The sequence below is a fragment of the Paraburkholderia sp. SARCC-3016 genome, assembly GCF_031119615.1.
Taxonomy (GTDB): domain Bacteria; phylum Pseudomonadota; class Gammaproteobacteria; order Burkholderiales; family Burkholderiaceae; genus Paraburkholderia.
The window spans coordinates 85,946-98,213 of record NZ_JAVHZD010000016.1 but is presented as its reverse complement, the minus strand read 5'-3'; the positions used below and the strand labels follow the sequence as shown (position 1 = coordinate 98,213).

Sequence of the window (12,268 nt, the reverse complement as noted above, 5' to 3'; positions counted from 1 at the left end):
TGCATGCCCCCTCTGTCCTCGGTACCTGAGAGATTGCGCCGACGTTGCTACGTAGCGCGCGCCCCTTCGGTGGGCAGCTTGCGTGCGCTGCACGCTACTGCCGCTCTCCAGAGTGCGAAGAACCGGTGCCCGATCGAGCCCGTTAGCCCGATGATCCAACGATTGTCAGACGGATTCTTCGACGCGGTCGGTCCTTTTGCCTGAGAGTTTGCGGGTGTGCCCCTTCGGCGGCGCGGCTTTGCATCGCGTATGTTGCGATGCGGCCAGCGCGCTCTCCCGACGCGTGCGGCGAATGTACGCGACGGTATTTAGCTTGTCAATTGAAGCTTTGGGGGCGGCGTCCTGACGCGGGTCGGGCCCGCGGCATGCGCCGCACGCGCGAGGCGCGGAGCAGATTGTGCGCTGCGGTGGATGCTCTGCGCTTCGCGCGGTCCGATTGCCGATTTGTTGAAGTCGGCAATCAGCGAGATCAGCGGTTGATTGCGATCGCTGTCGAATCGAGTTCGTCGTTCAGCGTGCGCTGTTCGTCGCCGGAAATGCCGCCGTCACGGTGTGCGGCCATTTCGTGCGCCTGGCGGCGGATCGTGTCGAGACGGCGGTGCATGTCGGCGCCGACGGGCGGCGGATAGTAGCCCTGGTTCACGCGCGCATCGACATGGCGGCTCATATTGTTGATCCGACCTTCGACCTGGTCGAAGCGCTGCACCGCGACTTCATGCGGGTTAGGGACAGGACGCGCGGCCTGCGGCGGCTCGACGACGCAAGCAGCCAGCGACGAAACCAGCACGCAGCAGCCGAGTGCGCGAATCAGACGTTGCATGGAAGGCTCTCCTTATCAGGGTGGTTATTGTGATCGATAAGGGGAAGCAACGGGCAAACGGCCGCTCGCGATGACGCGGCCGTGTCACGTTTGTGTAACTGTTGGTTGCTCGTGCGCCGGGAAAGAAACCGACACCGCTGTCGAAACCTCGCGGTCGAAACCCGTTTGTCAGCTTAGCCGCCGCGCTTGAACGGCAGGCGCACGCCTTCGTCATTGCTGCGCTGGGCCAGTTCGATCACCGTCATCACGTCGACGGCGTCCTGCGCGCTGACCGGGAACGGCGCGCCGTCGCGAATCGACGCGGCCAATGCGCGATAGAAATCGACGTACGCACCGTCGCGAGTCGGCCATGCACGCTCGACTTCCTGAGCGCCTCCTTCTTCGATTGCGCGCAGCGTGCCCGCTGCGTTGCCGCCGCCAAAGCCCGCATCGCCAGGCCGCAAGCCGGCTTTGAGCTGGTCCTCCTGCGTATCGAGGCCGTACTTCACGTAGCTGCCGCGTGTGCCGTGAATCGTGAAGCGCGGCGCGACGATCGCCGTCAGCGCACTCGCATGCAGCAGCACTTCATGCGATGCATAGCCAAGTTGCAGATGCACGTAGTCGGGCGCGGCCGCCTGATCGCGATGCGCTTTCACCGATGCGTAGACGGTCTGCGGTACGCCGAACAATGCAAGCGCCTGATCGATCAGATGCGGGCCGAGGTCGAGCAGCAGGCCGCCGCCGCGCGTTGCGTCCTCGCGCCAGCGTTGCCGGATCGCCGGGCGAAAGCGGTCGAAGTGCGATTCGAAGACGGTGACGCGACCGAGTTCGCCGCTTTCGAGCAACGCGCGCACGGTCATGAAGTCGCCGTCCCAGCGGCGGTTGTGGAACGGTGCGAAGACGCGCTTGCGGCTAGTCGCGAGGTCTGCGAGTGTGCGTGCTTCGGCGGCGGTCAGTGTGACCGGCTTGTCGACTACGACGTGCTTGCCTGCTTCGAGGACGCGCTTTGCAAGCGCGAAGTGCGTGTCGTTCGGCGTCGCGATCACGATGCATTCGATGTCGGCAAGCGCGAGCAGCGCATCGAGATCGGGCACGACCGTGGCCTTCGGATAGTCGGCGCGCGCCTTGTCGGGCTGGCCCGTCGCGATTGCCGCGACCTGCACCCGGCCGCAGTGTTCGATGACCGGCGCGTGAAATGTCGCGCCGGCAAAGCCATAACCCATCAATCCAATTTTCAGCGGCGAAGTCATGCGAACGTCGTGCTCCTGCAAAAAACGGCGCGCGGCGGGGGCTGCGCGCACGCCTCAATTGTGGCATGCGCGCGGACGTCACTCATTGGATTTGCTAACGCTCAGTCGTCCACCAATACCGCCTCGGCGGCCGGCTGCGGCACGATTGTCGGGCGGCTTGGCGTGCGCCACGTCACCGGCTCGCGCCGCTCGCGATCGACGGTCAGCGAAAACACATCGAAGCGGTTGTAGTAGCCGACCACGTCGTGAAACTGCTTCGGCTCGATGCACCGGTTCAGATCGAATTGCGCGTAGGCAATGCCTTCTTCGTCGGACAGCATGTCGCCGAGCGGCGCGCCGGTCGGGTCGACGAACATCGTTGCGGCGCGCGGCGAGCCGTCCAGCACTGCGGCAGCTGCGGGATCGCGCGCAACGAGAAAGTCGCGCATCTCCGCGTCCATATAGCCCGCGCAGATGATGCCGAACGCCTTGGCTTCGAACGAATGCGCGCCGGCGCGCAGCCGGTTGGCCGCGACGTTGTCGAAGTTGCCGCCGGTAACCGGGCGGCGCGTCGGCCACAGCGCGGGCCAGCTCGAAATATGAATCTGCTCGCCCTGAGCGATCAGCGAATAGCGCGCGAGCGGATTCGTGTTCTCGCCGCAAATCAGTCCGCCGATGCGGCCGATCCGCGTATCGGCCACTTGCAGACCGGCGCCGTCGCCTGCTGCCCACACGAGTTTTTCGTAGAACGTCGGCACGAGTTTCCGATGCAGGTTCAGCACTTCGCCGCGATCGTCGATCAGCACGTTCGAATTCCACAGGCAGCCGACGCTCGCGTGCGAACGCTCGCTAAAACCCATCGATACGAACACGCCGTTGCGCTCAGCTTCAGCCGCGATTTCCGCGATTTCGCTGCCGTCCGCATAGAGGCTCTCGTTCGCGAACCGCTCGAACAGATCGTGATTGTCGATCGGCGCCCACAGCGACGCCCACACCGGAAACGCGGGGATGTACGACTCGGGAAACGCGACGAGCTGCGCGCCGTGGCGGCTCGCCTCGCGGATCAGCGAAACGGCTTTCGCGACCGTTGCGCGCTTGTTCAGGAACACGGGCGCCGCATGAACCGCGGCAACCTTCACGACAGGAAGAGAGGACATGGTGATGGAACTCGAAGGTGAATGTCAGTGATCGACGGCGGTAATCGCGCCGTAGCCCGTCTCGCGACGCACGACGAGTTGGGCCCAGCGCTTGCGCGCCGTAGCGTCCCGCGTGAACAGCGAAACCATGAAAACCAGCAGGAATCCGATCGGAATCGAAATAATTCCGGGATTGCGCAAAGCGATAAGCGGCGCTTTGAGCCCGACGATGCTCGTCGCGTCGGGCGCGATCGCATCGGCGGCCGATTGCGCGGCGGCGCGGGTGGTCAGCAACTGCTGTTGCTTTGCGGTATCGACGAGCGGCGCGCCGGCGGCCAGTTGCCGGTCGATGTCGGCGACCTGATGCAGCGCCTGCGCGCGGACCATCGCCGGATACGTCATGTTCGGCGAGACGAGCACGAGGCCAATCGCCACGAGCGTTCCGCCGACGATGCCGACCAGCACGCCTTGCGTCGTCGTGCGCTTCCAGTAAAGCGTGAGCACGAGCGCCGGAAGATTCGCCGAGGCCGCGACCGCATAGCCGAGGCCGACGAGCTGTGCGACGTTCTGCCCACGCTCGAGAATGCTGACCGCGATCGCCACCGCTCCGACCATGAGCGTCGCGATACGCGCGGCCGTGACCTGCTCTCTGTCCGTCGCGCGTCCGCTCTTCACCGCGCCGACATACACGTCGTGCGCAAGCGACGAAGCAGCGGCCAACGTGAGGCCCGCGACCACGGCCACGATCGTCGCAAACGCGACCGCGGCAATAAACGCGAGCATCAGGTCGCCGCCCACGCTGCCCCGGCCGCCGGCCAGCGCCTGAGCGAGCAGCGGCGCCGCGAGGTTGCCGCCCTTGTCGAGCGATGCGATCAGCGGCGCGCCGACGAAATACGCAGCGGCGAAACCGATCACGACGATCGACAGATGACAGACGCCGATGCCGAGCATCGCCCACATCACCGACTGGCGCGCCGCTTTCGCATCCTTCACGGTGAACAGGCGCATCAGGATATGCGGCATCGCGGCGGTACCGAGCACGAGTGCGAGCCCGAGCGACAGCAGTTCGAGCGGCTTGTTCAGATACAGGCCCGGTTCGAGGAAACGCCAGCCGAGTGCGTCGCCGGTCAGGCCGTGCGCGGCCGACATCGATGCGACGTGAGCCTGTACGAACGGACTGTGCACGACGGCATCCATGAATGCGGGCACATGGAAACCGAACGGCAGCCACGCGAGCACGACGAGCACGAACGACGTGCCGATCAGCAGCACGGCCTTGATGACCTGCACCCAGGTGGTTGCCTTCATGCCGCCGCACGCGACGTACACGAGCATCAATCCGCCGACGCCGCAGACCGACACGTTGTAGTCGATGCCGACGAGCGCGCGCACGATCACCGCGCCGCCGACGATCTGCGGAATCATGTACGCGAGCGCAACGACCACGCTCGACACGGCCGATACCGCTTTGGTCGAACGGAAGCTGTTGCGCGCGACGAGCACGTCGCCGATCGTGTAGCGGCCGAGATTGCGGCACGGTTCGGCGATAAACAGCAGCACCGGGATGAACGCCGCGAAGAAGCCGACCAGATAGATCATGCCGTCGAAGCCGTACAGCGCGATCAGCCCTGACGCACCGAGGAACGCGGCGGCGGACAGATAATCGCCGGCGATCGCGAGGCCGTTTTTCGCGGGGCCGATGCCGCCGCCCGCCGTGTAGAAGTCGCCTGCGGTGCGATTGCTGCGCGAGGCGAACCATGTGATCAATAGCGTCGAGACGATGACGAGGGCGAACACCGTGTAGGTCAGCAGCGGATGGCTGACGGCGCTACCGCCGGCGCCCGTTCCGGCGGCATGCGCGCAGAGCGTCGTGCCGCCGAAGATCGCCGCCGCCCAGGCGGCGCGCAGCAGACTAGAACGCATGATTTTCCTCCGCCAGGGCGATGCCAGCTTCGGGCTGCTGCCTGGCAAGGCCGGCTGCCGTGCGATCGAGCGCAGCCGTGCGGCGCATGAAAACGTAGACAATCAGTCCGCCGAACGGATACTGCGAGACCGCGAACACGGTGCCCACATTGAGGCCGGCGGCCAGCTTGATGCGGAACACGTCCGGCCCCCACGCGATCAGCGCGGGAATCGAAAAGTAGTAGATCGCGGCCAGCACGCCGAGCACGACGATCGTGTTGCGGCGCTGGCGCGCCAGCCGTTTGAAGCGTTCGCTTGCGAGGATCGCTTCCCAGTCCGTGTCGCTTTGGGCCATCGGTGTTCTCCGTCAGGTCGTCAGATGGGCCGCGACGAAGCGCCGGCCACTGATGCGAAGTCTATGAAAGCAACTTGTCAACGCGAACCGGAAAACAATCTATGGCATGTGCAAATTTGCACTGCGAGAATGGCGCCATGAAAACAGAACACCGGCTGCTGCCATGAACATGAATCGTCTGAGCTGGGACGACTTGCGGGTGTTCCTCGCAGTGGCGCGCGCGGGCAATCTTTCCAAAGCGGGGCGTGTGCTCGGCATGGATCACGCAACGGTCGGCCGGCGCATCTCGGCGCTCGAATTCGCACTCGAGACGCCGGTATTCGAACGCGACCGGCAGGGTTACCGGCTCAATGCGCAGGGGCGCGAGATGCTCGCGCATGTCGAAGCGGTCGAGGCGAATGTGCTGACGCTCGGCGATCTGCTGAACGGGGAGCAGCCGGGGTTATCCGGTCATGTGCGCATCGCGACGATGGAGGGTATTGCTTCGCTGTATCTGAGCGAGCAGTTTGTCGAGTTCAAGCGGCGTCAGCCGGGGATCGTCGTGGAGCTCGTGACGTCGGCAACCGATGTGCGCATTTCGCACCGCGAGGCGGACCTTTTTCTCGGTTTCTTCGAGCCGCGCGGCAATAACCTGAATATCGAGCCGATCGGGCGCTTCACGCTTTATCTGTATGCGCATCCCGATTATCTTGCGTCGTTCGGCACGCCGCACAGCGTCGAGGCGTTGAGGCAGCACCGCTTCGTCGGTTATGTCGACGATCTGATCCAGCTCGACGCGGTGCGCTGGCTCGAAGATGCGATCGACAATCCGCCGATCGCGTTTCACTCCACGAGCATGATCGCGCAGATGTTTGCGGCCGCGGCCGGTGCGGGCATCGTCATGCTGCCGACGTTTGCGCGCGCGGAGCGCTTCGGGCTCGTGCGGATTCTGGCGCAGCAGGTGCAGGTGAAGCGCGATGTGTGGATGAGCGCGCATCAGTATTTGCGGCGCGTGCCGCGGATTACGGCGGTCGCGGCGTTTCTTGCCGAGGTGATGAGGCGCGATTATCCGTCGGTGTGAGGGATGGGGAGTTGCGGCGTGATGGGTTGTTGATGATGGACGTCTTGCCGCCGTTGCGCCCAGGTCATCCGTGTTAACATCGCGGGTCCTTGCAAGCGGCAGCGCGAGTCGAACCCATCCGCGCCGACGGTTCGCGCTTTTCGCGCGCGGTTATCGCCGCCGCTCGCAGCAGCCACGTATCACGGGCCGGGCCTTTGCGCCGCGCGCCCTTCATTGCCAAACCCACTGACGATGTCCGCAGGCCTTAACTCCGCGCAAAGCGAAGCGGTGCGCTATCTCGACGGTCCCTGTCTCGTGCTCGCCGGCGCGGGCAGCGGCAAGACGCGCGTCATCACGCAGAAAATCGCGCACCTGATCGAAGCGAAAGGCTTCGAGCCGCGCCATATCGCGGCCGTCACCTTCACGAACAAGGCCGCCGCCGAAATGCGCGAGCGCGTCGGCAAGCTGCTCGAAGGCAAGACGCTGACCACGCCCGGCAAGGAAGGCCGCAAGGTACCCGTCAATCAGTTGACCGTCTGCACGTTCCACTCGCTCGGCGTGCAGATTCTGCGTCAGGAAGCCGAGCATGTCGGCCTCAAGCCGCAGTTCTCGATCATGGATGCGGACGACTGCTTCGCGATGATCCAGGAGCAGGTCGGCTCGACCGATAAGGGCTTTATTCGCAAGATCCAGTCGATCATCTCGCTGTGGAAAAACGGGCTGATCATGCCCGATCAGGCGATGGCGATCGCCGCGAACGAAGACGAGCATCAGGCCGCGATTGTCTACCGCAATTACGTCGCCACGCTGCATGCGTATCAGGCCGTCGACTTCGACGATCTGATCCGCCTGCCCGCCGAACTCTTCGCGCAGAACGAACCGGTGCGCGACCGCTGGCAGAACAAGCTGCGTTATCTGCTGATCGACGAGTATCAGGACACCAACGCGTGCCAGTACGAATTGCTGAAGCTGCTGGCCGGCCCGCGCGCCGCGTTCACCGCGGTCGGCGACGACGATCAGGCGATCTACGGTTGGCGCGGCGCGACGCTCGAAAATCTCGCGCAGCTCGGCAAGGATTTCCCGAAGCTGCATGTGATCAAGCTCGAGCAGAACTACCGTTCGACGGTGCGCATTCTGACCGCCGCGAACAACGTGATCGCGAACAATCCGAAACTGTTCGAAAAGAAGCTGTGGTCCGAGCACGGCATGGGCGATTCGATCACCGTCACGCCGTGCAACGACGAGGAGCACGAGGCCGAGTCCGTCGTGTTCCGGCTGTCCGCGCACAAGTTCGAGCGGCGCGCGCAGTTTCGCGATTACGCGATTCTGTATCGCGGCAATTTTCAGGCGCGCATTTTCGAGCAGGTGTTGCGGCGCGAGCGGATTCCGTATGTGCTGTCGGGTGGGCAATCGTTTTTCGATCGCGCGGAGATCAAGGATATTTGCGCGTACTTGCGGCTGATCGCGAATGCCGACGACGATCCGGCCTTTATCCGCGCGATCACCACGCCGCGGCGCGGCGTCGGCAATACCACGCTCGAGGCGCTCGGCTCGTTCGCGGGACAGGCAAAGGTGTCGCTGTTCGAGGCCGTGTATATGGGCGGCATCGAAGCGCGGTTGTCGGCGCGGCAAGTCGAGCCGCTGCGCATGTTCTGCGATTTCATCCAGCGGCTCACCGAGCGCGCCGATAAGGATCCGGCCACCACGGTGCTCGACGATCTGATGGAGGCGATCCATTACGAGGCGTATCTGTACGATGCGTTCGACGAACGGCAGGCGCAGACGAAATGGCAGAACGTGCTCGAGTTTCTCGAGTGGTTAAAGCGCAAGGGCACGAAGCCCGAGCCTGAAGTGACCGAAGACGGCGACGCCACCGGCTTCGATAACGCCGACGGTCTCGCCGATACCGGTAAAAACCTGCTCGGCTTGATCCAGACGGTCGCCCTGATGTCGATGCTCGAAGGCAAGGAAGAAGACCCGGACGCGGTGCGGTTGTCCACCGTGCATGCGTCGAAGGGACTCGAATATCCGCACGTGTTTCTCGTTGGTGTCGAGGAAGGGATCATGCCGCACCGCGGCGGCAGCGACGACGATACCCCGGTTGACGATGCGCGCATCGAGGAAGAACGCCGGCTGATGTACGTCGCGATTACGCGCGCGCAACGCAGTTTGCATCTGAACTGGTGCAAGAAGCGCAAGCGCGCGCGGGAGACCATTGTGTGCGAGCCGTCGCGCTTTATTCCGGAGATGGGGCTCGACGAAGCGCCGCCGCCCACCGAAGACGAAGCGCCGATGACGCCGAAGGACCGGTTGGCGAGTTTGAAGGCGTTGTTGCAGAAGGGGTGAGTCGGACGATTTGCTTTGCTTGCTCAGTGAAAAATCCCTGCGAAAGAGGCGTTGATTGCCTTTTGTTCGCAGGGATTTTTTTGTCCCGGTCTGGTGACGCTTGACCGGGGCGCTCGAGGCCGGTTCCGGACCGCGCGTGCGTCCGGGTCCGGGTTCGGTGACGCCTATTTGGCCGCGTTGAGCATATAGTCGACGGCTGCTTTGACATCCGCATCGGACGCGTTCGAACCGCCTTTCGGCGGCATGGCGCCTTTGCCATGCAATGCGTAGTTGTAGATCGTGTCGATCGGGTCTTTCAGGCGCGGCGCCCATGCGGCTTTATCGCCGAACTTCGGCGCGTTCAGCACGCCGGCCGCGTGACACGCCTGGCAAACTTGCTGGTACAGCGCCTTGCCGGCCTGGGCCGAATCCGCGGCGGTTTGCTGACCGCCGCCCGCGGCCGTTTGCGGCACGTTGGCGAGGGCCGCGACGGCGGCGGCCGCTTGCGCGGCGCCCGGTTCGGAGGCGGCTGCGCCCTGATCGGCAGCGGCGACGGCGCCGGAGGCACCGGCCGCACCGGCAGGCGCGGCAGCGGACGACGCGCCCGCTGCGGGCGCGCCGGGCACGGGCTTGGGCGGGTCTTCGAAATGGGCGCCGGCGTTGTTGGCCATGTAGGCGACGGCGCGGCCGATTTCGTAGTCGCTGTAGTCGTCGGGGCTGGTGCCGCCGCGCGGGGGCATGGCGCCTTTGCCGGTCAGCGCGGTGTGCCAGAGCGTGTCGAAGCCTTGGGCGATACGCGGGGCCCAGTCGGCGGTATTGGTGAATTTGGGGGCGCCGGCGGCGCCGGTCGCGTGACAGGCCGAGCAGACGGCCTTGTAGACTTCTTCGCCGGTCTTGTAGGTGCGCGGCGCGTTCGCGTCGCGGATCTCGACTTGCGCGATGGGGGCGATGCGCTTGGCCACTTCCGCGTCGGACAGGCCGTCGGTACCGGCGCCGGTGCGGGTCGAACTGTCGACGTAATGAGCGAGCAGAACGATGACGATAATGGGGATGGCAAAGCTGGCGATGACTGCGGCAATCAGCTGCCCGGGGGTTTTGATCGGGGCTCCGTGTGGTGCTTCGCTCATGCTTGTCTCGTCTCCCGTGAATTGTGAGCGGTACAGCGCGACGGCAACGACTGTTATTGTTGATCAGGCCACGGTCGATTATAAGCGGAAGGTTTCGGTGCGGGCGAGCGTGCGGCGGGGGTGTTCAGCAGGCGTTTACCCGCAGTTTTGGGTTGTTTGTTGCGCGATTTGGGGTGGGTTTGGGGGGAGTTCGATGCAGGGCGGATAGGCGCCGCGCGGCTGACGCGGTGGACGGGTCAGGGGAAACAAGGTATGCTTTCGGACTTGCCTGGCGCTGGTTTTGTTTGGTTTTTCTCGTTTGTTCCGGTTTTTTCCGGGTCTTTCGGTTCTCAGCGCCTGCGCAGCATCCCTCCCGATACGCGCCCGTAGCTCAATGGATAGAGTACTGCCCTCCGAAGGCAGGGGTTGCTGGTTCGATCCCAGCCGGGCGCGCCAGTCCTGACAAGGGTCTCCGCGATTTTTCGTTCGGTCTATTTTCCAATACGGAATCGGTACGGAAAATCGTATTCGGTAGTGAACTCGATCCGAACGTGCGAACGCACACTGCGGCGCACGCACACAAACCAAAATCCTGCCAAGGTTTTCCGCGAGCAAAGCTTGCGCGCAATAGCGCAGACGCCGGTCCCCATCTTCGCTCTACGCCGCCCATGCCCGTTAGAACGCTCGGCATGCGGATTCATCTGATCCCTTTCGATCTCTTTCGATCTCTTTCGATCTCCTTCCAATTTGCCGCAAGCATTTGCCGCGCGCTGATGATTAACACCGCCTAAAGACAGCGCCGGCGTACTCTCTACGAAATATATCCATTAGGCATGAAGTTTTATCTGCTGGACTATCGACATACTGATTTTTGTTGCAATATGCTCTAGCTGCAAAAAATCAAGATCTAGAGGGGCCGCAGGATGACCAACCTGGCATACACGAAATTCTCTGATATCGACTTAGCAGACCCGTTCTTTGATTCGCTCAAAGCAGACTACAGAGAGTTTCCAGACTGGTTTGATAAGAAAGCCAAAGCTGGGGAACGCGCCTACATCATTAAACACGGCGGAATTCGAGGTTTTTTGTATTTGAAATTTGAAGATGGGGTTGTCACCGACGTTGTTCCAAGCTTACCAGCGAAGCGACATCTAAAGGTCGGAACACTTAAAATCGATGCCCACGGTACACGCCTTGGTCAGCGGTTTGTTAAAAAGGTCTTCGATCACGCCCTAGCAGGCAATGCGGACGATGCGTACGTGACTGTCTTCGCTAAACATTTGCCTCTTATTTCGATATTGAAAACCTACGGATTCAAGGAGTTTGCTAAAAAAAATGGCTTAAATGGTGAAGAATTGGTCTTGTTAAAAAGCTTCAGAGAAAAAGAAAGCGACATATTACTCAATTATCCCAGGGTATCACGCGACGGTGTGGCCAAAGCTTTATTGGCGATCTACCCCGAATATCACACTAAATTTTTGCCCGATTCGAAACTGAAGACCGAGAATTTTGATATCGTTCAAGACGTTTCACACGCCAATAGTATCCATAAGATTTATATTTCTGGCGTGGCCGCAACTGGCAAATTAAACCGCGGCGATTTGTTAGTGATGTATCGTACAACCGACATCCCGGGGAAGGCATACTTTCGCTCGGTGGCAACATCGATAGGTGTCGTGGAAGAAGTGAAACGAATTGGTGCGTTCCCGTCCCGAAGCGCATTCCTTCACTATGTCAGTCCGTACAGCGTGTTTTCCTCACAGGAACTAACCGACAGATTCACGAAAAAACGACACATCGCTATAAAATTCACCTATAATATTGCGCTAACCAAGCGCCTTAATCGTGCGCGCCTTCTGGAAGAAGTTGGGTTGCCGGGTAATGGTCGCAGATGGGATTTTCTAAGACTTTCCGATCAGCAATTTAACGAAATCCTAAATTTGGGGCAAGTAAATGAAAGTTATCTTATCGATTAAACCAGAATATGCGGATAAGATTCTAGATGGCACGAAGAAATTCGAATTTAGAAAGGCCGCTTTTTCTTCCGGGTCAGTCGAAACAGTTCTTATATATGCTACTAAACCAGTAGGTAAGGTGGTCGGAGAATTTGAGGTCGCAAAGGTGCACATCGACGCCCCGAAGAAAATTTGGAACATTACCAAACAGGCTGCAGGGATAAAGAAGAGCTTTTTTGACGCATATTACACCGGTCGCGATACAGCAGTAGCTATTGCCGTCGGGCGCGTAAAGAAATATGAAGAACCGGTTTCACTTCAGTCATTTGGCCCTGAGTTGAAGGCTCCGCAGTCTTTTCGATATCTCCCAACAAATGCGGAAGACAACCGTCAACTGAATATTCAGTTTGCGTGATGAATTG

The 12,268-nt window shown here is 61.5% G+C and carries 10 protein-coding genes, 1 tRNA gene and 2 riboswitches; of the genes, 5 read left to right on the top strand and 6 right to left on the bottom strand.

Annotated features, from left to right (window positions below; all coding sequences use genetic code 11):
- Window positions 1-2 precede the first annotated feature (2 nt).
- A riboswitch (glycine riboswitch) is annotated at window positions 3-121 on the bottom strand.
- A 56-nt stretch (window positions 122-177) separates the two neighbouring features.
- Window positions 178-289: riboswitch (glycine riboswitch) on the bottom strand.
- A 180-nt stretch (window positions 290-469) separates the two neighbouring features.
- The 5 genes from QYH69_RS17530 to QYH69_RS17510 form a co-directional block, all read right to left on the bottom strand.
- A complete protein-coding gene (locus QYH69_RS17530; RefSeq protein WP_308833115.1) occupies window positions 470-820 on the bottom strand; it encodes a hypothetical protein in 351 nt (116 codons plus the stop codon).
- 173 nt (window positions 821-993) lie between these two features.
- Window positions 994-2,049: an oxidoreductase gene (locus QYH69_RS17525; protein ID WP_308833114.1), complete on the bottom strand. Its 1,056-nt coding sequence runs from the start codon at window positions 2,047-2,049 to the stop codon at window positions 994-996.
- Window positions 2,050-2,150: 101 nt separating this feature from the next.
- Window positions 2,151-3,185, bottom strand: coding sequence for a carbon-nitrogen hydrolase family protein (locus tag QYH69_RS17520; RefSeq protein ID WP_308833113.1), 1,035 nt, complete (start codon window positions 3,183-3,185; stop codon window positions 2,151-2,153).
- A 24-nt stretch (window positions 3,186-3,209) separates the two neighbouring features.
- Complete coding sequence (locus tag QYH69_RS17515) at window positions 3,210-5,087, bottom strand: cation acetate symporter (RefSeq protein WP_308833112.1); 1,878 nt, start codon at window positions 5,085-5,087, stop codon at window positions 3,210-3,212.
- On the bottom strand, window positions 5,077-5,421 hold the full coding sequence (locus QYH69_RS17510) for a DUF485 domain-containing protein (protein ID WP_308833111.1): 345 nt from the start codon (window positions 5,419-5,421) through the stop codon (window positions 5,077-5,079). Before QYH69_RS17510 ends, QYH69_RS17515 begins: the two co-directional genes overlap by 11 nt.
- Before the next feature lie 163 nt (window positions 5,422-5,584).
- On the opposite strand from QYH69_RS17510, the gene QYH69_RS17505 reads away from it, so the two are divergent.
- Together QYH69_RS17505 and QYH69_RS17500 are read left to right on the top strand one after the other, a co-directional pair.
- Entirely contained in the window at window positions 5,585-6,481 is an 897-nt protein-coding gene (locus QYH69_RS17505) for a LysR family transcriptional regulator (RefSeq protein WP_308833110.1), read from the top strand.
- Between the two features lie 231 nt (window positions 6,482-6,712).
- A complete protein-coding gene (locus QYH69_RS17500; RefSeq protein WP_075155325.1) occupies window positions 6,713-8,806 on the top strand; it encodes a UvrD-helicase domain-containing protein in 2,094 nt (697 codons plus the stop codon).
- A 164-nt stretch (window positions 8,807-8,970) separates the two neighbouring features.
- Here QYH69_RS17500 and QYH69_RS17495 read toward each other — a convergent pair whose 3' ends face one another.
- Entirely contained in the window at window positions 8,971-9,912 is a 942-nt protein-coding gene (locus QYH69_RS17495; RefSeq protein ID WP_075155326.1) for a cytochrome c5 family protein, read from the bottom strand.
- 359 nt (window positions 9,913-10,271) lie between these two features.
- Between QYH69_RS17495 and QYH69_RS17490 the strand changes: the two genes are divergently transcribed.
- The 3 genes from QYH69_RS17490 (at window position 10,272) to QYH69_RS17480 (ending at window position 12,261) form a co-directional block, all read left to right on the top strand.
- A tRNA-Arg gene (locus tag QYH69_RS17490) sits at window positions 10,272-10,347 on the top strand.
- A 467-nt stretch (window positions 10,348-10,814) separates the two neighbouring features.
- Window positions 10,815-11,867, top strand: a complete 1,053-nt coding sequence (locus QYH69_RS17485) for an N-acetyltransferase (RefSeq protein ID WP_308833109.1) — start codon at window positions 10,815-10,817, stop codon at window positions 11,865-11,867.
- Window positions 11,845-12,261 (top strand): ASCH domain-containing protein, encoded by a 417-nt coding sequence (locus tag QYH69_RS17480; protein WP_308833108.1) that lies wholly within the window; start codon window positions 11,845-11,847, stop codon window positions 12,259-12,261. Before QYH69_RS17485 ends, QYH69_RS17480 begins: the two co-directional genes overlap by 23 nt.
- Window positions 12,262-12,268 lie beyond the last annotated feature (7 nt).